Origin of the sequence: Chitinophaga japonensis, assembly GCF_007830125.1 — a bacterium.
Lineage (GTDB): Bacteria > Bacteroidota > Bacteroidia > Chitinophagales > Chitinophagaceae > Chitinophaga > Chitinophaga japonensis.
The window spans coordinates 1,929,807-1,952,048 of sequence record NZ_VLLG01000002.1 but is presented as its reverse complement, the minus strand read 5'-3'; the positions used below and the strand labels follow the sequence as shown (position 1 = coordinate 1,952,048).

The 22,242-nt window shown below is 54.4% G+C and carries 14 protein-coding genes; 6 read left to right on the top strand and 8 right to left on the bottom strand.

Annotated features, from left to right (window positions below):
- Positions 1–25: 25 nt before the first annotated feature.
- A complete protein-coding gene (locus LX66_RS08040) occupies positions 26–6,103 on the bottom strand; it encodes an alpha-2-macroglobulin family protein (RefSeq protein WP_158642571.1) in 6,078 nt (2,025 codons plus the stop codon).
- A 121-nt stretch (positions 6,104–6,224) separates the two neighbouring features.
- Here LX66_RS08040 and LX66_RS08035 point away from each other — a divergent pair, with 121 nt between their 5' ends.
- Complete coding sequence (locus LX66_RS08035; protein WP_145711590.1) at positions 6,225–6,914, top strand: response regulator transcription factor; 690 nt, start codon at positions 6,225–6,227, stop codon at positions 6,912–6,914.
- 435 nt (positions 6,915–7,349) lie between these two features.
- Here LX66_RS08035 and sucD read toward each other — a convergent pair whose 3' ends face one another.
- The 5 genes from sucD to LX66_RS08010 form a co-directional block, all read right to left on the bottom strand.
- Positions 7,350–8,237: a succinate--CoA ligase subunit alpha gene (gene sucD / locus LX66_RS08030; protein WP_145711588.1), complete on the bottom strand. Its 888-nt coding sequence runs from the start codon at positions 8,235–8,237 to the stop codon at positions 7,350–7,352.
- A gap of 199 nt (positions 8,238–8,436) precedes the next feature.
- Positions 8,437–9,243, bottom strand: coding sequence for an ABC transporter ATP-binding protein (locus tag LX66_RS08025; RefSeq protein ID WP_145711586.1), 807 nt, complete (start codon positions 9,241–9,243; stop codon positions 8,437–8,439).
- A gap of 27 nt (positions 9,244–9,270) precedes the next feature.
- Positions 9,271–10,014 (bottom strand): MlaE family ABC transporter permease, encoded by a 744-nt coding sequence (locus LX66_RS08020; protein WP_145711584.1) that lies wholly within the window; start codon positions 10,012–10,014, stop codon positions 9,271–9,273.
- Between the two features lie 33 nt (positions 10,015–10,047).
- Positions 10,048–11,079: a hypothetical protein gene (locus LX66_RS08015; RefSeq protein ID WP_145711582.1), complete on the bottom strand. Its 1,032-nt coding sequence runs from the start codon at positions 11,077–11,079 to the stop codon at positions 10,048–10,050.
- Between the two features lie 10 nt (positions 11,080–11,089).
- A complete protein-coding gene (locus LX66_RS08010; protein ID WP_145711580.1) occupies positions 11,090–13,399 on the bottom strand; it encodes an NADP-dependent malic enzyme in 2,310 nt (769 codons plus the stop codon).
- A gap of 130 nt (positions 13,400–13,529) precedes the next feature.
- Between LX66_RS08010 and LX66_RS08005 the strand changes: the two genes are divergently transcribed.
- Positions 13,530–13,970, top strand: a complete 441-nt coding sequence (locus LX66_RS08005) for a DUF4293 domain-containing protein (protein WP_145711578.1) — start codon at positions 13,530–13,532, stop codon at positions 13,968–13,970.
- Here the strand turns inward: LX66_RS08005 and uvrA are convergent, their stop codons facing one another.
- Positions 13,971–16,787: an excinuclease ABC subunit UvrA gene (gene uvrA, locus LX66_RS08000; protein WP_145711576.1), complete on the bottom strand. Its 2,817-nt coding sequence runs from the start codon at positions 16,785–16,787 to the stop codon at positions 13,971–13,973. It abuts the gene before it with no gap.
- Between the two features lie 474 nt (positions 16,788–17,261).
- On the opposite strand from uvrA, the gene LX66_RS07995 reads away from it, so the two are divergent.
- On the top strand, positions 17,262–17,843 hold the full coding sequence (locus LX66_RS07995; protein ID WP_145711574.1) for a sigma-70 family RNA polymerase sigma factor: 582 nt from the start codon (positions 17,262–17,264) through the stop codon (positions 17,841–17,843).
- 61 nt (positions 17,844–17,904) lie between these two features.
- Here LX66_RS07995 and LX66_RS07990 read toward each other — a convergent pair whose 3' ends face one another.
- Positions 17,905–19,104, bottom strand: coding sequence for a thiolase family protein (locus LX66_RS07990; protein ID WP_145711572.1), 1,200 nt, complete (start codon positions 19,102–19,104; stop codon positions 17,905–17,907).
- 176 nt (positions 19,105–19,280) lie between these two features.
- On the opposite strand from LX66_RS07990, the gene rlmN reads away from it, so the two are divergent.
- The 3 genes from rlmN to LX66_RS07975 all read left to right on the top strand — a co-directional run bounded on the left by rlmN (position 19,281) and on the right by LX66_RS07975 (position 22,229).
- A complete protein-coding gene (gene rlmN, locus LX66_RS07985) occupies positions 19,281–20,324 on the top strand; it encodes a 23S rRNA (adenine(2503)-C(2))-methyltransferase RlmN (protein WP_145711570.1) in 1,044 nt (347 codons plus the stop codon).
- A 67-nt stretch (positions 20,325–20,391) separates the two neighbouring features.
- Positions 20,392–21,480 (top strand): pseudouridine synthase, encoded by a 1,089-nt coding sequence (locus LX66_RS07980; RefSeq protein WP_211366062.1) that lies wholly within the window; start codon positions 20,392–20,394, stop codon positions 21,478–21,480.
- Between the two features lie 29 nt (positions 21,481–21,509).
- Positions 21,510–22,229, top strand: a complete 720-nt coding sequence (locus tag LX66_RS07975; protein ID WP_145711567.1) for an RluA family pseudouridine synthase — start codon at positions 21,510–21,512, stop codon at positions 22,227–22,229.
- Positions 22,230–22,242 lie beyond the last annotated feature (13 nt).

Genomic DNA, 22,242 nt, shown 5'->3' with positions numbered 1-22,242 from the left:
TATTATTTTACATTTTACATTCTCACTACTGTTCTTTCACCACCTTCACATTCACCCCTTCGCTATGCGCGCTGAACTCCGGCGCATACATACACTGCGCAGTGCTGATGCCGTTGGAGAACCGGCCCTCGTGCGTTACATACAAGGTATACTCGAACACGTGCGTGCCTTTGGGCAGGTAACTGAAGAAAAAGTCCGTGGAAGCATCTTTGGTGCTTTCATAGTAGCTGAGCCCATTCTGCCATTTATTGGCGCTGATGACGTTCAGCGGCTCAAAACAAGCGGCGCGCATATCCCGCAGGTGGATGTATTCCATATCCCGGTCCGCACGCAGCACAATGCGCACTTTCACCTTGTCGCCTATCTTCAGCTCGTTGCCTGCGGCGATGGCGGTCAGCACCGGGCCTTTTTCCCTATCCCGTTGTATGAACAACTGTTTCTGCAATGACAGCGGCGTTTGTGCGGCGGTTATTTTATCCAACTGCTCAAAATACTGCCAGTATACCGCGCCCCAGGCCGGCTGGCCCTGGCTGTCTTGCAGCGATACCTGTATCCTGCCCATGGCGGGCTGCACTTCCCTGGCCGGTATGCGCTGCTTGAAGTAACCGGTGCCGGCTTCCGTTTGCTGCGTGGCGCTGCTAATGGTTTCCGCGCCCAGTCGGATGGTCACCTGCGGGTTGGCTTCCAGCCAGTTATTGCCGCTGAGCAACATGGCGTAGCACGCATCGGCCGTAGCTTTGGTAGTATGCCAGTTATTGGTCTGCTTGTTCTTCAGCAACCAGGTTTTCATGGCATCCACGGCGGCCGTGTCCCTGGCCACCAGGTCAAATGCTTCTATCAGCATGGCCTGTGTTTCAATGGGGGCCTGGTGCCAGTAGTAGCCCCATTGCGCTTTCCAGTACATGCCCATTTCATCGCTGGTGATGGCATGCTCTTTCAGCGATCGTAATATAGCCGCCGGCGTTACTGCATCATCGTTGCGGTACAGCGCCAGGGCGGCCATGGCCTGTACGAAACGGTTTTGCTGCAGCCAGTATTTTTTAGCCTGCGATAAATAGTAATCGTAAGCGGCCCGGAATTTTTGCGGCACCGGCCTGTCCTTGTAGAAGCTGCGCATATACAGGTAGTGCACATGTATGCTGCCGAGGTGCTGCTGCTGCATATCTGCTTTTGACTGCAGCAGGCGGTGATAGTCCTTGTCCACCTGCGTATCGAGATAGGACAGCGCTTTGCTGGTCAGCTCCTGCAGCGTTGCTTCCTGGCCGGCGTTCATCGCACCGAGTTGTTGCAGGCGGCCCAGGCCGGTAATAATATACTGGGTAATAAAGCGGTCTTCCCACATGCCGCGGAACCAGGGGAAGGCGCCGGAGGGCAATTGCAGTTGCTGCAGTTGGTCCAGCGCATGCGACAGTTCGCCGCTCATGCGCTGCAGGTCGAACAATTGGGCGATACGCGCTTTCTGCTCCTTTTCATTTTTTGCTTCCAGCACCCAGGGCGTTTGTGCCAGCAGCACCGCCTTCAGCTCTTCGTTCTTTTCCAGGTTGCTTTGCAGGGCGGAAGTATCCTGCTGCGCCCACTTGTCCAGCACGGCTTTCATGCCCGGCAGGGCGACGGCCATATGGGTAGCCAGCGCATTGGCATAGTAGCGGTTGAATACCTGCTCTGCGCACTGGTGCGGGTACTCCATGAGATAAGGCAATGCCTGTACGGCGTACCAGGCAGGATTACCGGTAAATTCCACAGTAAGCGCATGCTGCCGCAGGGTTTCAGAGGTATCTGCATGCAGCAGCTTGTCGAAGGTAAACTGGCGGGCGCCATCGCCACGCAGGGCCAGCGGCAGGGTTTCGGTTACCAGCATGCTGTTGGTGAGCACCGGCAGCGCATTCTCCTCGCCATCGCTGAAGGGGCCGGCCTGCGCCACCACGCGGTACAGCAGGGCGCTGTTATAATTATAAGGTATTTCCAGCGGAAAGGTCACCAGCGTGCTTTGCCCCTTTTGTACGGTAAAATGCTGTACGGGGAACACATTCTGGAACCAGCCGTCCACCGGCTGCATGGTGGCGGGGTCCAGCAGCTCCAGGCGGGCCTGGCCTATCAGTGTACTGTCTGCCAGGTTGCTGATCTTGGCGCTGAATTCCATCCGGTCACCTTCCCGCATAAAGCGCGGCGCATTGGGCTGCACCATCAATGGCTTTTGTGTTACAATACTGGTTTCGGCATAGCCCAACGCCATGTCCCTTGTATGGGCCAGGCCCATGAATCGCCAGCGGGTAAGGGCTTCCGGCACGGTAAATTCCACCATCACATTCCCGTCCTTATCGGTACGCAGGTCCGGGAAGAAGAAGGCGGTCTCATTGAAGTTCTTACGGGGCTGAATGTTTTGCTGAGATGGGGTAGCCGCGGCATCATCATCCGCCGCTGCCTGGTCGGCAGCCTGGTTACCGGCAGGAGGTGGTGGCGCGGGGGCTACCTGTACACCTGCAACCCTTCCCGCCAGCGCTTTTTCCTGTATTCCATAGGCCATCACTACTTCTTCACGCGCCTGGCGGGTAGCCATTCCTCTAACCGATACCAGGGGGCGGGCGTCACCGCTCCCGTCAAACCAGTTCAGGCGGTCATAGGTGATCGCGCTGTCCTGCACCGGGTCTGCCGGCGGATAGCGGTTAAAGGACTGCACCCGGGTAAAGTTATCCACCTCTTCCCAGTCCTGCCCGCCCGTGAAAACGGGATACAGATCCGGCAGGCTCCAGCGGTGCGGTACAAAGGCATCCAGCGATGCATCGTACATGGTAGCCAGCAATTCCGCGGCTACTTTATCCTTCTGGTGGCCTTTTATCTGCACCTGCCATTTTTCCGTTTCACCCGGCAACAGCTTATCGCGGTGCGTAGCGATAGATACGTTTAACTGCTTGTTGCTCCAGGGCACCTGTATGCGCTGCGACCAGCTAAACACCCGGTTATCCTTTACGGTGGTATACTGCAAACGCAGGCCGCCACGGTCCTTTTCTGTTACGGTATAGGTGAACGGGCGCTGGCCGGCAGCAAGCTTCACAAAATCATCTGTAGTTTTTTCATCTTCGCGTTCCACGGTCCTTAACACATGCAACTCCGGTACCGTAGTGCCCAGCACCAGCGCTGCCTCCTGTCCCGGCTCATAGGACCGGTTGGCCAACATCGCACGGAAGTAGGCAGGGGCAGGCAGGCGGTCTGCCTTTGCGTTGGCCAGGTAAAACACTTTCTTCTGTGTAACGGTGCCGCCTAAACGGTCTTCAGCATTCACCTCCAGTTCATACCAGCCGGGGGTTAATGCCCTGGCAGACAGGTCGATACTGCTGTCCTCCACGGTGGTAAATGCCTTTTCCAGCACGGGGGCGCTACGCTCCCAACTGGCCGGCTTATCTTCCTCCCTGTACACGTCCAGCGGGAAATAACGCAGGTATTCTTCTTTGCTCATCACAAACTGGTCCGGCGCTTTCCAGTAGCGCGGGCGGATCAGCCTGCCGGGATGTTGCAGCGGCAGCAGGCGCATCCTTACGGCCGCCGACTCAAAAGCGCCGTTCAGGTTGGCCGTTTGCACCTGCACCTGCTCCAGGTCTTTTGCCTGCAACTGTTCCTGCATATCCAGCTTTATTTCCAGCAATTGATAACCGGCGGCTACCCGTTGCTGCCCGCTACGGGTTTCGCCATTCAGGTCCGTTACATCTGCATAAATACGATAGGTAAAAATGGGCTTCAGCGCAGGATCTACCTGCCGGTCCGGCAGCGCGGCAAAGCGGATGGTAAAGCCGCCATCACTGCCTGTCTGCAGCTCTCCGTGCGCAATTTCCCGGGCGGCAACAGGGGGCATGGGCCGGTAGGAGAACATCCAGTAGTAAGGATAGCGCGCCTCCCGCACCACGCGGTACTTTACCTGCGCACCGTCAATATTGTTACCGGCATAAGCCAGCGCCTTCCCCTGCACGCTAACGGTATCGCCCACACGATAGCTACCTTTTACCGTATCAAATTCCACGTAGAATTTAGGGCGTTTATACTCCTCCACGGAGAAGTTGACGCGGCCTCCGGTCTCATCGTCTTCTATGCTGAAATTGCCGTTCAGCCGCCCGGCCGGCAGCGTGAACCTGCCATTATAAGCGCCATAGTCATTGGTGGTCACTTCCAGGGAGTCTATTTCCTCATCATTCGCATCCAGCAGCAGCACCCTGGTTTTGAAACCGGGCAATGCCTCGCTGGTCCTGTTCTTTTTATGCGACCTTACCAGTATGCCCTTGAAGTATATTGTTTGCCCCGGCCGGTAAATGGCCCGGTCGGTAAACAGGAAGCTCTTCGGATCATCCTCGTCTTCCTCATCTTCTGCGGCATGGTAGCGGTACAAATATTTGAAGTTATCCGGGAAGAGAGTATCCTTACCCAGGGACCATTCCAGGCGGATGTTGCGGCCCCGGTTATTGTCCGGTGTTTGCAGCGTCACCTTGCCATTGTTGTCGCTAACAGCGGTCTGTGTTACTTTATTATCGTCTACCAGCCCGGTGCGGTTGTTCCTAACAGTTTCCCATACACGCAATGTAACATCCTGTAAGGGGGCGCCGGTCTCCCGGTCCAGCACCCGGTACTCGTTACTGCGGCTGATGTAGCTGATGCGGGATACGTGGATGAACTGCACCGCCAGTATGCTTTCTTTCAAAGACAGCCGGGGCGTGGTGGAAGCTACTAACAGGTAGTGTCCCAGCGGCAGGGCGTCTGCTTTTATTTCCACTGCATGCTGCCGGTAGTCACCGGGATTGGGCAGGGCCTGCTCCCACTGCTTCACGGCGGACCGGTTCATGATAAGCCGCCAGTAACGCTGGGTAGTGTCCCGGTAATCGCTTTGCGCATTGCGCAACTGCTGCAGGAACGCTTCATCTATCCGGGCAACGCGCAGGTATATTTTACCAAGGTTCCGGTAGGTGACCAGCGAACGGAAAGGCAGCTCCGGCAGGTTTACCAGCTCTGTTTCCAGCTCCAGGGAAACGGATTCCAACTGCCGCAACAACTGCCGGCAATTACCTGCACCATAGCTATTGGGCGCCCGCTCTATGGCCTCTTTGCACAAGGCTACAGCGCGGATTGCCATACCGGCTTTACCGGTATCCCCTGCCTGCTGGTCCTCCTGGTAATAGTACTGCGCCAGCAGGTACATAACCTGCGTTACTTCCGGCTCCTGCGCATAGGACTGCTGCATATGCTCCAGCGCTTTCACGTACAGCTCTTCTTTATCTGCCATCACACCCACCTGGTATACGTAGCGGATGCGCTCCAGGTCCAGATCCAGCAGGGCGGCGCGGTTGCCCTTTTCATGAAAGCGCAGCAGGTCCTGCAACAACAGCAGGGCCATGAACTGCAGGGAGCTGGAATCCGTGGCGGCAAACCGGTGCGCGGCAAAAACAGGCGCCGGCGCAAATGCCCGGGGATCATCCAGCTCAAACAGGCCGGCCGGCTGGGAGAACCTGTTCTCCCCGGATTTAAAATAATCCAAAGCCCGGTGCGCCAGCAGGTCGTACAGGGTGGGGCGCAGGGCGCGGGCATTGCCTTTTACAAGAATATCGTCATATTCCGAAAGTTTTGTGCTTTGCAGGGCAGCGGGATCTTCCAGCGAGGCCAGGTAAGCCCCGGATATTTCGCGGTGCAGCCGGTCCGGCCCCCAGGTGCTGATATCCGCGCTGGTATCGCCCGCCAGCGCGGTACGGTTATAAATGTGGTAACGGTTCCGCTGCAGGTACTGCCATAACATTTCCGCTTTCATGCTTTGCAGCAGCGCCCGCAAAGTACCGCGGGAGCGCTGTATCTCGTTGTCCGTTTCCTCCAGGTTCAGCAGCGCCCCGTTCTCCGCAGTGCTTTCGCTATACTTCATCCTGAATATGAGCGCTTTGACCAATTGCGCCTCCCGGCCGTCCTTCCGGGCCTGCCGGTAAATAGCATCCACTACTTCCAACGCAGATTTGGGCAGTCCCTTCCTATCCAGCTCCATTACTTTTTTCCACTGATTTGAATAGTTGTTCTGGGCCATAACGGGTATATAAAAGATGGTGAGTACAAAGACCCCTAAAAAAGTTAACAAGCGCATATGGGATAGTATATTTTGCGGTAATATACCCATAATATTTTTTATGGGCGTTTCGTTGCATTAGCATAAATTTACCTGTAGAAGAATGCATGTTTACTCCCACCACACCCGCTGATTGAGTATGCACTATCTGTCTCAAATCCAGGATGGACCCTCAACTCCTGATCATGGCCGGCACCTGGTACCGGTTATCCTCACTGCTGATGCCCATTACCATACCATCCTTACAGGCGCATTGCCGGACCTGCGGCAGCATTGCTTCCACACGGCTTTGCTTCAGACCGCCACCTTAAAAAACCGGTTCGGTAACAACCTGCTGCTGTTTGTGGACATTGATTCCTATGGCGCAACGGCCCTGCAGCGTTTTATGGGGCACCGGCAGGATTTGCGGCCCGCAATCATAGGCCTGTCTGACTGCGAGGACCTGAAAACGGTGATCGGCTACCTGAAATCCGGTATCAGGGGCTATTTCCTCAAGAACGAAATGAATGCGGAACTGGTGGTACATGCGATCATGACCCTGCTGAACAATGGTTTCCCCTTGTCTGCAGGCATTACACAAAAGATCATCCACGACCTGATAGCGGTGCAGCAGGTCAATTACGAGGCGCTGCTCAGCGGGCGGGAACAGGACATCCTGCGCCGGCTGGTGCACGGCGGCAGCTACAAAATGATCGCCTCTGAACTGGATATCTCCGTGGAAACGGTACGCCACCATATCAAGAACCTGTACAAAAAACTGGGTGTAAATTCAAAGGGAGAAGTGATTGCCAAGATCCTGAACCCGGCGAACAATCCCCCTTTTATGTGATGGTCCCCACCTGATTATGGGATTGTCTGCTGTAGGTGTTACTCCTAATTTTACAAGCATCCCGTTGTTTGCCCTTGATGGATGATACCGGTGGCGGACGTCCCCCACAAGGCAGGTCCGCCGCTTCATTCTGTTCCCGGGGGTATTGCGCCCTATAGGATTCCTGCAATTATTTTCCTATTTTTCTGAAAATGGCCCCGGTAACAGCATTTCCGGCCCCATTCCTCACTTACCTATGCAGCGGCCTGCCGGCCGGCTTCATGGAATTCTTTCAGCCTGTCCTGTCATTGAGCGGCTACTTTGGCACCGTGGCAGCGGAGAACTTGGCAAACATACTTTTGAAGCGCATTAACGGCAAATCATGTATAAAAAAGTGCCCCGATACAGTAAGTACCGGGGCACGCTTGTATTAAGAAATCGTTATTTCCGGGAGGATTATTTGCCCACCAGCTCCTTCTGCAACACTTCCGCCATGGTTTTACCGATATTGGCCGGGCTTTCCACCACGTGCACGCCGCAGGCAGCCATGATCTTCATTTTGGCAGCAGCGGTATCGTCCGCACCACCAATAATGGCGCCAGCGTGGCCCATACGGCGGCCCGGAGGCGCGGTCTGGCCGGCAATAAAGCCTACTACCGGCTTGGTGCCGTTCTCCTTGATCCACTGGGCGGCTTCTGCTTCCATGCTGCCGCCTATCTCTCCTATCATGATGATACCGTCTGTTTCAGGATCGTTCATCAGCAGCTCCACCGCCTCTTTGGTAGGCGTACCGATGATGGGGTCGCCGCCGATACCGATGGCAGTAGAGATACCCAGGCCGGCTTTTACCACCTGGTCTGCCGCTTCATAGGTCAGCGTACCGGATTTGGACACGATGCCTATACGGCCTTTTTTGAATATGAAACCGGGCATGATGCCTACTTTGGCTTCCTCCGCGGTGATCACGCCAGGGCAGTTAGGCCCTACCAGGCGGGTGTTCCGGCCCTGCAGGTAAGCTTTGGCCTTTACCATGTCCTGCACGGGAATGCCTTCGGTGATACATACTACCAGCGCAATGCCAGCCTCCGCAGCTTCCATGATGGCATCGGCCGCAAATGCAGGGGGCACAAATATGATAGATACGTCGGCGCCGGTGGCCTTTACAGCATCACTTACCGTATTGAACACCGGGCGGTCCAGGTGGCTGGAGCCTCCTTTACCGGGCGTAACACCGCCTACTACCTGGGTACCATATTCTATCATCTGCGTAGCATGGAATGTACCTTCTGTACCGGTAAATCCCTGCACTATGACCTTGCTATGCTTATTAAGTAAAACACTCATTGCGCTTGGTTTATAAGTTTACTGTTATTGTTTTATCGGTTTTGGTGAACAAAAATAAAGTTCCAAATCCCAAATACCAAAATCTAAATTCCAAATACCAAAATCCAAATTCCAGGCATTGAAAGGGAGTCAAAAGGGAAAGCAGTATGCTTTTAGTCTGGACCTGTGCTTTCAGTTTGGACTTTGGATTTTGGAATTTTCATTCCGGTTTCTTCAGCCGGTCCCGCCAGTTCTTGTCCCGGAATATCTCCATCTGGCGCATTTCCTTGGCGTCCCGCAGGAAGTCGGATGCAAAAATGAAGTCGTTCAGCCGCTCATCCTTGGCGAAAATGATCTCCTCGTTGCTGCCCTCCCATTGTTTCAGCCCTTCAAACATATAAATGATGTGATCCCCGCTTTCCATCACGGTGTTCATATCATGCGTATTGATCACGGTAGTGATGTTATATTCCAGGGTCAGCTCCTTGATCAGCTTATCTATCAGCAGGGAAGTCTGCGGGTCCAGGCCGGAGTTGGGCTCGTCGCAGAACAGGTACTTAGGGTTGAGCACAATGGCCCGGGCAATGCCTACCCGCTTTTTCATACCGCCGCTTATTTCAGCAGGATACTTGCGAGCGGCGTCCTTCAAGTTCACGCGGTCCAGGCACTCCAGCACGCGCTTTTTCTTTTCGCGGTAGCTGCCTACGCCAAACATATCCAGCGGGAACATCACGTTCTGCTCTACCGTCATACTGTCAAACAGGGCGGAGCCCTGGAACAGCATGCCTATCTCCTGGCGGATGCTCTTTTTGTCCTGTTCGTTCATCGCGGTAAAATCCTGGTTGTTATACAGCACCTTGCCGCTGTCTGCCGTTATCAATCCCACGATGCATTTCATCAGCACCGTTTTACCGCTGCCGCTGGCGCCAATGATAAGATTTACCTTGCCGGCTTCCATGGTAGCGGATACACCCTTTAATACCTGTTTATCGCCAAATCCCTTTTTAATATCTTGAAGCTCGATCATAAGTTTGATATAGTTCCATGGAACTGTTTACAACAGTATTGCCGACAGTGCATAATCCGCGAACAGTATCAGCACGCAACTGACCACTACGGCCGTGGTGCTGGCCTTACCGATCTCCAGTGCGCCGCCTTTCACATTATAGCCATAATAAGCGGACACACTGGAAATGATGAAAGCGAAAGTATACGATTTGCTGAGCGCAAAGAATATGTTATAGATCCTCAGCTCCTGGCGCAGGCCCTTCATAAACTCGTCGTTGGAAATAATGCCCGCCATTACGCCGGCCACTTTCCCGCCCCAGATACCCAGGAAACCGGCTATGACCACCAGGCAGGGTATCATCAGCAGGGCGCCCAGTATCTTGGGCAGCACCAGGTAACCTTTGGTGTTGATCCCCATGATCTCCAGGGCGTCTATCTGTTCGGAGATGCGCATATTGCCCAGCTCAGAAGCTATCTTGGAGCCTACCACACCGGCCAGCACGATGGAGGTAAGCGTGGGCGCAAACTCCAGTATGATGGTATCCCTGACGATCTGGGCAATGGTAGCTTTTGGAATAATGGGGCTCACCAACTGGTAGGCGGTCTGCAGGGTGGTAACGCCTCCCATAAACAGGGAAATGATGAAAACAATGCCCAGGGAGCCGATGCCGATATCCACACTCTGCTGCATGAGCTGCTTCCAATACATACGCGGATTCTCCGGTTTGGAAAACATGCCCTTCAGCATCAGCAAATAGGAACCGAAATGATAGAAAAATCTGAATTCCATAGATGATCAAAGATAGTAAAATTGGTGAGCTATTTATTTCAGGCTTTTCACCAGCAGACGCTTCAGGCTTCTTTCAATGATCTCTCCCATGGTCCTGCATTTGGCAAATACCGGGTCTTCATAGTACTGGGCCAGCTCTTCCCCAAGCTGTTGTATCTTTTCAGGAAAGGATACATAGTCTGTCATGATCACGTCCCGCAGGTCCTTGATCCGGTGGCGCAGCACTTTCATGCGGCGGGCTATCAGCGCGCGTTCCTCCTGCTGGTACTGCTTTACCACCTCGGCGTTCAGGTGCTTCATGGCCAGCTCTACAAATACCCGGTTCTCCTTGAAGAACTGCGGCATGTACAGGGTGCGCTTGCCTTCGTAGAACTGCTGGTCAAAATCAATGGCGCGTATGCGAAACTGCACATCATCAAAGTCCGGCGTAATGTCAAACACGAAGTTGTAGGAACGCATATCGCCCAGCAGGCGCACAAAACAGCGCTCATTGAACTTTACAAACTCCTTGGCTATACGTTTTGGATTGAACTCCGGCCGGTGCAGGTAATGCAGGATGAACTGGTCGCCCGGCACGCCCGCAATATGCTCTTCCACCAGGGTGTTGCCGTCCACGAGGAAATTCATCCAGTAAGGTGAAAGAATGTGCTCCAGCTCCAGGCCATAAATGCGGGAGGCGTCCGCTATCTTGATGTAGAAATAATCGTATACCTCGTTGTAATTATTGACGATCTTGATGCGGAAAGGATGTGAGTTCCCGAATGTGCAGTAGTCGATCCGCTCAATATGCAGGTGCTCTTCCGCCCCCTGGTCGCCGCCCGCTTTCAGGAAAGAATAGATGCGCTTCAGCCCGGCATGCAACTGCCCGATCATGCTTTGCGGGTACAACACGGTTTCCCACAAAGTATCCTTCCCCTCCTTGTCGTACACAGGGAAGCCGCTCTCAAAATACCGCAGCTCCTCGTAAGACACCGGTAGCTTCAGTTCCCGCTCATACAGCTTCAGGTATTTCCTGAAAGCCGGGTTGAGCGGGAAGAATATTTTCTTGCGGGAGATACTTTGCATATCCGCATCATTATTTTCTTTTCTTTCTGGCAACGCCATCCTCTTTGCAGCATTTATGCTGCGCGTCCACTACAGCGATATTCACCATGTTCACGATCTGCCGCACGGTACTGCCCAGTTGCAGGATATGCACGGGCTTTTTCATGCCCAGCAGTATGGGGCCGATGGCGTCAAAACCGGCCACTTCCTGCAGCAGGTTATAGGCGATATTACCGGCGCTGAGGTTGGGGAAGATCAGCGTGTTCACCTCCTCGCCTACCAGCTCGGAGAAAGGATAGCTGTCCCGCAGTATCTCCTGGTTAAAGGCCATGGCGGCCTGTATCTCGCCATCCACGATCAGGGTGGGGTCCATTTTCTTGACCAGCTCCCGGGCCTTGCTTACCAGTTGCGCTTCCGGGGTGGGGCTGGAGCCGAAATTGGAATAAGACACCATGGCAATACGCGGTACAATATTGAACAACCGTACTTCCCTGGCCACCATGATGGTGATCTCCGCCAGCTCTTCCGCCGTGGGATTGAAATTCACCGTGGTGTCTGCCAGGAACAGCGGCCCTCTTTTGGTATTGATAATGTACATGCCGGCCACCCTTTTGGCGCCTTCCTCCATGCCTATTACATGCAGGGCCGGGCGGATGGTGTCCGGGTACTTGCGGGTAAGGCCGGAGATCAGGGCATCGGCCTCGCCGGTTTCCACCAGCATGCAGCCAAAGTAGTTGCGCTCCCGCATGATCTTGCCGGCTTCATACTTGTTGAACCCTTTTCGCTGGCGCTTTTTGAAGAACAGATCGCCGAAGTGATGGCGCTTTTCCCGCATTTCATCGCTCTTGGGATCGATGATCACAGTATCTTCCAGCTCAATGCCGTTCTCTTCCGCCAGGCGACGTATATTGGCTTCATTGCCCAGCAGTATGGGATGGGCAATGCCCTCATCCCGCACTACCTGCGAGGCTTTCAGCACCTTCAGGCTGTCTGCTTCTGCAAACACCACTTTGCGCGGGTCTTTGCGCGCCTTGTTACCGATCACGCGGAACAACTGGTTGTCCAGGCCCAGGCGGTGGTTCAGCTCATCGCGGTAGGCATCCCAGTTGGTGATGGCCCTTTGCGCCACGCCGCTTTCCATGGCGGCTTTGGCCACGGCCGGCGCCACCTCGCAGAGCAGGCGGGGGTCCAGCGGTTTGGGAATGATATAGTGGGGGCTGAAGAAGAGGTTACGTTCGTTATAAGCCAGGTTCACCATGTCCGGCACCGGCTCCTTGGCCAGGTCTGCCAGCGCGCGCACGGCGGCCAGCTTCATGGCTTCATTGATCTGGGTGGCCCTTACATCCAGCGCACCGCGGAAAATATAGGGGAAGCCCAGCACATTGTTCACCTGGTTGGGATAATCGGAACGGCCGGTAGCCATGATAATGTCCGGGCGTGCCTGGATGGCCGTTTCATAGGCTATTTCCGGGTCGGGGTTGGCCATGGCAAACACAATAGGGTGCCTGGCCATGCTCTTGATCATTTCCGCCGTTACCACGTTGCCCACGGAAAGGCCCACAAACACATCGGCTCCCTTCATGGCAGCCGCCAGGTCGGTTACTTTGGAAGTAGTGGCAAACTGCAGGTGCATATCGGTCAGGTCCGTACGATCCTTATTGATCACCCCGTCCTTGTCGAACATAATGAAGTTCTCCGGTTTGGCGCCCAGGGCTACGTACAGCTTTACGCAGGCCATAGCGGCGGCGCCGGCCCCGTTTATCACCAGCTTTACTTTGTCGATCTTCTTTTTTACCAGCTCCAGCGCATTCAGCAGCGCCGCCCCGGATATGATGGCGGTGCCGTGCTGGTCGTCATGCATCACCGGTATCTTCAGCTCTTTTTTCAGCCGCTCTTCTATGGCAAAGCATTCGGGGCTTTTAATATCTTCCAGGTTGATGCCCCCGAAAGTAGGCTCCAGCGCTTTCACCACCTGTACAAACTCATCTACATCCCTGCTTTTCAATTCTATGTCAAACACGTCTATATCGGCGAATATCTTGAACAGCACGCCTTTTCCTTCCATCACCGGTTTGCTGGCCTCGGGGCCTATGTCGCCCAGGCCCAGCACAGCGGTGCCATTGCTGATCACGGCTACCAGGTTGCTTTTGGCAGTGTATTTATAAACGTTCTCTACATCCTGGTGAATTTCCTTGCAGGGCTCCGCTACCCCTGGCGAGTAGGCCATTGACAGGTCCCACTGTGTTTTGGTGTTCTTGGTGGATACTACTTCGATCTTTCCGGGCCGTCCCTGCGAATGGTAGTCCAGTGCATCCTGCTTATTCAGTTTTTTTCTCGCCATAATATAAAAGACAATTGGGGGTGCAATATACGAAGTATTGCAGGAACGGGTACTAGCACGAAAGAGGCAGGTATAGTTAGCATACTGTTAAAATTGTTTACTTTTACAGGGTTAAACATTCGGGAATATCATGATACAACGCATTCAAAGCCTTTATCTGCTGCTGGCAGCGGCTGCCGGAACCGCCACCTGGTTCTTCAACCTGTGGAAAGCCCGGCTGAGCAATAATTCAGTGAGCTATTTCAACGCCCAGTCCAGCTACCTGGTATTTTCTGTATACATGATCATTGTGTTGCTGGCCTTTATCTGCATCTTCCTGTATAAGAACCGCAAGCTGCAGTTCAGGTTAACGGTCATTAACATACTGTTTGCCATTGGCGCTATTGCCCTGCAGTACCTGAAAGTACGGGACCATGCCAATGACCTGGTGGCAGGCGGCGTTAGCATTGTATCCGCCACCTACCTGCCGGGCGCTTTTCTGCCGGTGCTGATCCTGGTTTTCCTTTTCCTGGCCGCCCGGGGCATTTACAAAGATGAAAAGCTGATCAAATCGCTGGACCGGCTCCGGTAATTACAAATACTTCCCCGTATAGCTTTCCTTCGCCTTTTTCAATCCTGCGGGCGCGCCGGTATATAACAGGTTGCCACCGCCCGCGCCGCCTTCGGGCCCCAGGTCTATAACCCAGTCCGCGCTGCGTATCACGTCCAGGTTGTGCTCTATCACCAGTACGGAGTGGCCCTGGTCTATCAGGGCATTGAAAGAGTTCAGCAGCTTCTTGATATCATGGAAGTGCAAGCCCGTGGTGGGCTCGTCAAAAATGAAGAGGATATGCCCCTGCGCACGGCCCTTGCCCAGGAAAGAGGCCAGTTTCACACGCTGCGCCTCCCCGCCGCTCAGGGTATCGCTGCTCTGGCCCAGCTTCACATATCCCAGCCCCACATCGCTGAGGGGGCGTATCTTGTTGCTAACGTCCTTTTCGTCCTTAAAGAATTCCAGCGCCTCGTCCACTCCCATTTCCAGCACATCATAAATGTTTTTGCCCTTGTAGGTCACTTCCAGCACCTCGTCCTTAAAGCGCTTGCCGCCGCAGCTTTCGCAGGTAAGGTGCACGTCTGCCAGGAACTGCATTTCGACTACCACTTCCCCTTCTCCCTTGCAGGCGTCGCAACGGCCGCCATCCACGTTAAAGGAGAAATGCTTGGGCTGGAAACCGCGCATTTTGCTCAGTGGTTGTTTGGAGAACAGGTCACGGATCTCGTCGTAGGCTTTGATGTAGGTAACGGGGTTGGAACGGGATGACTTGCCGATAGGGTTCTGGTCGATCATCTCTATCTGCGTAATGTCATCCACCGCGCCTTTCAGCGCCCGGTGCTGGCCTACCCGCTCGGCAAACTCCCCTTTCAGCTTCATCAGCGCGGGATACAGTATCTGCTTTACCAGCGTGGTTTTGCCGGAGCCGCTTACGCCGCTCACCACGCACAGCACCTGCAGCGGGAAGTCTACAGTAATGTCCTTCAGGTTATGCTGCCGGCAGCCTTCCAGCGTAATGGCTTTTTTCCATTTGCGTACATGGGTGGGCGGCTCTATGGTGAGCTGCCCGCTGAGGTACTTACCGGTAAGGCTTTTGCTGTCCTTCAGTATCTGCTGGTAGTTGCCGGCGAATATTACTTCCCCGCCCAGGTGGCTGGCCAGGGGGCCCATATCTATAATGTAGTCTGCTTCCTCCATCATCTGCTCGTCATGTTCCACCACCACTACGGTATTGCCCAGGTTGCGCAGCTCTTTCAGCACGCCGATAAGGCGGTGCGTATCACGCGCATGCAGGCCGATGCTTGGCTCGTCCAGTATGTACAGGGAGTTGGTCAGGTTGCTGCCCAGGGAGCGGGTGAGCTGTATGCGCTGGCTTTCGCCGCCGCTGAGCGTATTGGCCACGCGGTTCATGGTAAGGTAGCCCAGGCCTACGTCCAGCAAGGTTTTAATACGGTGGTGCACCTCGATCAGGATACGCTTGGCCACCTGCTGGTCGTACTCGCTGAGCTGTAGCTCGTCAAACCATTGTTTCAGGTCGGTAACCGGCATGTCTACCAGGTCGGCAATGCTTTTGCCGCCTACCCGGATGTAGAGCGCTTCCTTGCGCAGCCGGCCGCCCCTGCATTCCGGGCATACGGTACGGCCGCGGTAGCGCGCCTGCAGCACCCGGTATTGTACCTTGTACAGGTTCTGCTCCACCATCTTGAAGAACTCATGGAGGCCGTAAAAATGCTCGTTGCCGGTCCACAGCAACTGCTGCTGCTCATCTGTCAGCTCTGCAACAGGCTTATGCACCGGGAAGTTGAACTTGCGGGCCGCTTTGATCAGCGTTTCCTTGTACTCGCCCATTTTCTCCCCGCGCCAGGGCGCAATGGCGCCTTCGTATACACTCAGGCGTTTGTCGGGTATCACCAGGTCCGGGTCTATGCCCAGCACCTGCCCAAAACCTTCGCACACCGGGCAGGCGCCATAAGGATTATTGAAAGAGAACAGGTTCGGCACCGGTTCTTCAAATTGTATACCGTCCAACTCAAAGCGGTTGGTGAAGTGCTGTTGGGTGCTGCCATCCACTTCCAGCAGGCAATCGCCTTCACTTTCATAAAAGGCCGTTTGCACACTGTCTGCTATCCGGTGCTTGTCGTCTTCCTCAAACTCCTTCACTACAATGCGGTCTATCAGCACAAAAACGGCTTCCGGCAGCGCCGGTTTCTTTTGTTCCAGCAGTTCCTCTATGCGCAGCAACTGCCCGCCTTCCTTTTCCTTCACATACATACGGGAAAATCCTTTCTGCATCAGGATGTTCAGCTCCTCCTTTACATCCCGTTTGGCATGACGGCGGAAAGGTACCAGTATCTGTACCCTGGCGCCCAGGGGCAGGCGGGTGATAAAGTCCACCACATCGCTCACCTCATGTTTTTTCACCAACTGCCCGGATACAGGGGAATAGGTTTTCCCGATGCGGGCAAAGAGCAGCCGCAGGTAATCATAGATCTCCGTCATGGACCCCACGGTGGAGCGGGGCGTACGGGTGATCACCTTCTGTTCTATGGCAATGGCCGGGCAAATGCCCTTGATATAGTCCACATCCGGCTTGTTCATCCGCATGAGGAACTGGCGGGCGTAAGCGCTGAGGCTTTCCGCATAGCGGCGCTGCCCCTCGGCATACAGGGTGTCCATGGTCAGGGACGACTTGCCGGAGCCGGACACCCCGGTCACCACTACCAGCTTGCTGCGGGGAATGCTCACGCTTACATTCTTCAGGTTATGTACCCTTGCTCCCTTTATGAAAATATGATCTTGTGTGTTAACTGACTGATCGTCAACTACCGTTTCCTGTTTCTTAACTTTTGTAGCCATGATTGTTGGGCAAATTCTTCGAAAAATAAAGACAATCTGAACACCCTTTCCCAATGGTCCGAATGTAAATTCGAAAGTACGGTATAAAATCCAAAAAGCAGTGGCGGGGTGCCAAACGGCCGCCGGCGCTCACATTTAAAGGTGATAAATAAAGCAATGCGCTAATATCGGTTGAAAGATATATAACTGCTGATACTGTTGCAGTTATAACGCATCCCGGCCCGGGGCGGCCATGCCTGCGGGTTTTATTCGGAAAATAGGTATCATTTTTAGGTTACGGGAACTTGTTTTTTTAAAGTATTCAATTATATTTGCAATAGACGTGAACTATACCTAGATTTGGCGAGGCCTAAGGACAATTACGAACTTTAACCAAAAAAACAGCAAAACTATAGCATAAACTCTACTTAACCAACACAACCTACAGACTGTTAAGTCCGTATTATTTACTAACCCGTCTATTAGTAGAAGTTTATGCAGATAACGTATAAATTAAGTGACGAGCAACTGATCACCCTCTTCAAAAAGGGACACACTTCGGCTTTAGAGGAGCTGGTACACCGGCATAAGGACAAGCTGTTTACTTCCATCGTTTTACTGGTAAAAGATCCCTTTCTGGCAGAAGATATTTTTCAGGATACATTTATTAAGATCATTGACACGATCCGTGCGGAACGGTATACTGAAAAAGGAAAGTTCCTTCCCTGGGCTATGCGCATTGCCCATAACCTCTGCGTAGACCACTTCCGGAAGATCAAGCGCACGCCTGTGATCAAGACCAGCGATGATAAGGACATTTTCAACATGCTGGGGTTCAGCGACGGTTGCGCGGAAGACAGGATGATCACCCGCCAGAGTCATGACCGGGTACGTAAGATGCTGGACATGCTGCCGGAAGAGCAACGGGAAGTGATCATTTTACGGCATTACGCAGAACTGAGTTTTAAAGAAATTGCAGACCTCACGCAAGTGAGCATCAATACCGCATTAGGTCGTATGCGTTATGGCCTGATCAATCTCCGGAAGATGATGACGGAGAAGCAGATTTGTTTGTGATCCCTTTTTTGCTTGCCATCAACGGGCGGCCGGATGTAATGTCCGACCGCTCGTTTATTTTTTAGCTTCTTTCAAACACCATCGCTGTCCCCTGGCCCACGCCCACGCACATGGTGGCCAGCGCATACCGTGCTTCCGGCCGCCGCCGCAGCTCATGCAGCAAGGTGGTAGTGATACGGGCGCCGCTGCATCCCAGCGGGTGACCGATAGCAATGGAGCCGCCATTTACATTCACCAGCTCCGGGTTCAGCTCCAGGTCGCGGATACAGGCCAGGGACTGGCAGGCAAAAGCCTCGTTCAGCTCCACCAGGTCCAGTTGCCCCGCTGCAAGGCCGGCCCGCTGCAGGGCTTTCCGGGTGGCCGGTACCGGCCCTATGCCCATGATGGAAGGATCTACCCCGGCTACCGCCATGGCCTTTACCTGCGCCAGCGGCTTTAGCCCGAAGCGCTGCAGCGCACTTTCAGCAACGATCAGCACCATGGAAGCGCCGTCATTGATACCGGAGGAGTTGCCGGCGGTCACGCTGCCGTCTTTGGCAAAGGCAGGCTTCAGGGCGGCCAGCTTCTCCAGGGAGGTTTCCCGGGGATGCTCGTCTTTGGCAAATACCACCCGCTCTTCCCGGTTGGGGGTAATTTCCACGGGTACGATCTCCGCCTGCCAACGGCCTGCTTCCAGGGCCGCCCGGTATTTCTGCTGGCTGCGGAAAGCGAAGAGGTCCTGCTCCTCCCGGCCAATGCCCCACTGCCGGGCCAGGTTCTCCGCGGTTTCTCCCATGGAATAAGGGTAATACATGTCCGCCAGTTTTTTATTGGTAAAGCGCCAGCCAATGGTGCTGTCATATATCTCCGTGCTGCGGCTGAAAGGCCCTTCCGATTTGGCCATTACAAAAGGGGCGCGGGTCATGCTCTCCACCCCGCCGGCCAGGTACACTTCCCCCTCTCCGCACATGATCGCCCTGGCTGCGTCCATAATGGCCTGCAGGCCGCTGGCGCAAAGACGGTTCACGGTATTACCGGCCACCGTAACCGGCAGGCCGGCCAGCAGCACCGCCATGCGGGCCACGTCCCGGTTGTCTTCCCCGGCCTGGTTGGTAGCGCCGGCTATCAGGTCCTCAATGGCGGCGGGGTCCAGCCCCGGGTTACGCTCCAGCAACGCACGGACCATCAGGGCCAGCATATCATCCGGCCTTACGGTCCTGAGCGCTCCGCCATAGCGGCCTATCGGCGTACGTACCGCGTCTACGATATAAGCAGTCTGCATTTGTTAAAATTGAGGTGTAAATGTAGGGAAAACCTTGCTTACAACTATTTCCCTTATCTTTGCAGTTGCTTTCCGACTGCCGTAAGGCAGCCATCTGCTCATTTAACGACTGACTGATCATGAAACGGCAAGCTCCACCCGGCATAGCGGGGAGTGTACAGACAACTACTTAAACCATGAAATCTGATAAGCAAAATATCCGGCACCTGAGCCTGCCGGCCCTGCAGGAGTATTTCAGCACCATCGGGGAAAAGCCATTCCGTGCCAAACAGGTGCACGAGTGGCTGTGGCAGCGGCATGCCACCAGCTTTGAGGCCATGACCAACCTCTCCAAGCAATTGCGCAGCACCCTGGAAGCCAATTTTACCCTGCCGGCCCTGCGGGTAGACACCACCCAGCATAGTACGGACGGCACCATCAAAAGCAGGTTCCGCCTGCACGATGGGCACCTGGTAGAAGGGGTACTGATCCCCACGGAGAACCGGCAAACCGCCTGCGTATCTTCCCAGGTAGGCTGCAGCCTTAGCTGCAAATTCTGCGCTACGGGCTATATGGACCGCAAACGCAACCTGGATTTTGACGAGATCTACGACGAAGTAGCGCTCCTGAACCAGCAATCCCTTGAAGCATCCGGCAAAAAGCTGAGCAACATTGTATACATGGGCATGGGCGAGCCCCTGCTGAACTATAAGCACGTGCTGCAGTCCATTGAGCGTATTACGGCTGCCGACGGGCTGGCCATGTCGCCGCGGCGTATTACCGTATCTACCGCCGGCGTAGCCAAAATGATCCGGCAACTGGGCGACGACAAGGTGCGGTTTAACCTGGCCCTGTCCCTCCATGCCGCCAATGACAAGAAACGCAGTGAGATCATGCCCATTAACGATACCAATAACCTCAAGGTATTGATAGAGGCGCTGAACTATTTCTACAAGGCTACGCAAAGCCAGATCACCTTTGAATACATCCTCTTCCAGAATTTTAACGACTCGCTGAAGGATGCGGATGAGCTGATCCATGTTTACCGGCAGGTACCGGCAGACCTGATCAACATCATCGAGTACAACCCCATTGACAATGCGCGGTTCCAGCAACCGGACGAGGATGCCGTGGCAAAGTTCATGGATTACCTGGGCCGGCACCGGGTGAACGCCCGCCTGCGTCGCAGCCGTGGCAAGGATATAGATGCGGCCTGCGGACAACTGGCCAATAAAGGATAACGACAACAAAAAAACCTGTCAGGTTTTAAAAACCTGTCAGGCCTGATGGTATGAATAAATGCAGCAAATGAAAAAGAACAAACCTGCACAGAAAGGTTTTTCCCCTTTTAAAGAAAATAAAAAAGGCGCTGACAGGCCGGCGCCGCGTAAAAGCCGGCCGGGCGCCGAGGACAGGCCCGGGCCCGCTCCCCGTAAGCGGAACCTGGACGAAAAGCCCGCACGCCGGCATGACGATGACAGCGCCTTTCACGGCGGCGGCACCCGGGAGAAAGGCCCGGTACGTGAAACGCCCAGCGGCTTTAACCGCCAGCAATTCTTTGACCGCGCCAATGACCGCTTTGCGGATAAACAGGCCCGGAAGCAGGACCGTAATAAGTCCAAACGCGACGCGCAGCCTTCTAAAGGCAAACCGAACCGCCGCAGCGAGCAGGCGCCGGAAGGCGAAGGCATGCCGTTGAACAAATACATTGCCCACTGCGGCGTGTGCTCCCGCCGGAAAGCAGTGGACTATATCAAGGAAGGTAAAGTAACGGTAAACGGTCAGCTCATCCAGGAGCCGGCATTCAAAGTAACACCCAATGACGTGGTGAAATTAGGCACCAGGCGCATCTCCATCCAGAAAAACCTGGTATACATCCTGCTGAACAAGCCCAAAGGCTATATTACCACCACCGACGATCCCGAAGGCCGCCAAACCGTGATGGAGCTGGTGGCAGATGCTACGGGGGAAAGAGTATTCCCCGTGGGCCGCCTGGACCGCAACACCTCCGGCCTGCTGCTGCTGACCAACGATGGCGAGCTGGCCCAGAAGCTGGCGCACCCCCGGCACAACATCAAAAAAATATACCAGGTGGGGCTGGACAAGCCGCTCACCAAAGCCGACTTTGAACAGATACTGCAGGGCGTGACCCTGGAGGACGGCGTGGCCCTGGTAGATGCCCTGGGATATGTGGACAGCAAGGATAGAACGCAACTGGGCATCGAGATACACAGCGGCAGGAACCGCATTGTGCGCCGCATATTCGAGCACCTGGGATACAAGGTGGAGAAACTGGACCGCGTGATGTACGCAGGGCTCACCAAAAAGAACGTCAACCGTGGTAAATGGCGTTTTTTAACAGATAAAGAAGTTATTCTGCTGAAACACTTTAAATAAACCGTTATAGCTTCGCAGCTCATACATTTATGCGCATCAACGATCTCCTGGTAAAAGTTACAGACGACTATATTGTATTGAACAAGCCGGCCGGCCTGCTGACCATACCGGACCGGCACGATAACGAGATCCCATCCCTGCAGACCTTACTGAAAAAAGCCTACAGTAATATCTTTACCGTGCACCGGCTGGACAGGGACACCAGCGGCCTGATCCTGTTTGCCCGCAACGAAGCCGCCCACCGCTACTTTTCCCAGCTCTTTGAATCGCGGGAGGTGAAGAAGTATTACGCAGGCCTGGTATCCGGCCAGCCGGTACCGCTCCAGGGCAGCATCGACGAGCCGATCATGGAGCACCCGGTGCAAAAAGGTAAAATGGTGGCCAATCGCAAAGGCAAGGCGGCGCTGACTGACTACGAAGTGCTGGAGACATTCGGGCTGTACAGCTTTGTACGGCTGCAGATCCATACCGGCCGTACCCACCAGATACGGGTGCATATGAAGCACCTGGGACACCCCATCGTGGTAGACGAGCTATACGGCAATCCCGCGCCCATACTACTTTCCGCTATCAAGAAAAAATACCGGCTGGGTAAATATACCGAGGAGGAGCGCCCGCTGCTGGGCCGCCTGGGCCTGCATGCCTGGCAATTGCACTTTACGGACAATAAGGGCGTGGAGCAGCAACTGGAAGCGCCTTTACCAAAGGATATGCAGGCGGTGCTGAACCAGTTGAGGAAGAACAGGTAAAAATAAAAAAACG

Bases quoted from the DNA above. Each gene is read 5' to 3' on its own strand.
- LX66_RS08040 (WP_158642571.1), bottom strand. From the start codon at position 6,103: ATGCGCTTGTTAACTTTTTTAGGGGTCTTTGTACTCACCATCTTTTAT.
- LX66_RS08035 (WP_145711590.1), top strand. From the start codon at position 6,225: ATGCACTATCTGTCTCAAATCCAGGATGGACCCTCAACTCCTGATCAT.
- sucD (WP_145711588.1), bottom strand. From the start codon at position 8,237: ATGAGTGTTTTACTTAATAAGCATAGCAAGGTCATAGTGCAGGGATTT.
- LX66_RS08025 (WP_145711586.1), bottom strand. From the start codon at position 9,243: ATGATCGAGCTTCAAGATATTAAAAAGGGATTTGGCGATAAACAGGTA.
- LX66_RS08020 (WP_145711584.1), bottom strand. From the start codon at position 10,014: ATGGAATTCAGATTTTTCTATCATTTCGGTTCCTATTTGCTGATGCTG.
- LX66_RS08015 (WP_145711582.1), bottom strand. From the start codon at position 11,079: ATGCAAAGTATCTCCCGCAAGAAAATATTCTTCCCGCTCAACCCGGCT.
- LX66_RS08010 (WP_145711580.1), bottom strand. From the start codon at position 13,399: ATGGCGAGAAAAAAACTGAATAAGCAGGATGCACTGGACTACCATTCG.
- LX66_RS08005 (WP_145711578.1), top strand. From the start codon at position 13,530: ATGATACAACGCATTCAAAGCCTTTATCTGCTGCTGGCAGCGGCTGCC.
- uvrA (WP_145711576.1), bottom strand. From the start codon at position 16,787: ATGGCTACAAAAGTTAAGAAACAGGAAACGGTAGTTGACGATCAGTCA.
- LX66_RS07995 (WP_145711574.1), top strand. From the start codon at position 17,262: ATGCAGATAACGTATAAATTAAGTGACGAGCAACTGATCACCCTCTTC.
- LX66_RS07990 (WP_145711572.1), bottom strand. From the start codon at position 19,104: ATGCAGACTGCTTATATCGTAGACGCGGTACGTACGCCGATAGGCCGC.
- rlmN (WP_145711570.1), top strand. From the start codon at position 19,281: ATGAAATCTGATAAGCAAAATATCCGGCACCTGAGCCTGCCGGCCCTG.
- LX66_RS07980 (WP_211366062.1), top strand. From the start codon at position 20,392: ATGAAAAAGAACAAACCTGCACAGAAAGGTTTTTCCCCTTTTAAAGAA.
- LX66_RS07975 (WP_145711567.1), top strand. From the start codon at position 21,510: ATGCGCATCAACGATCTCCTGGTAAAAGTTACAGACGACTATATTGTA.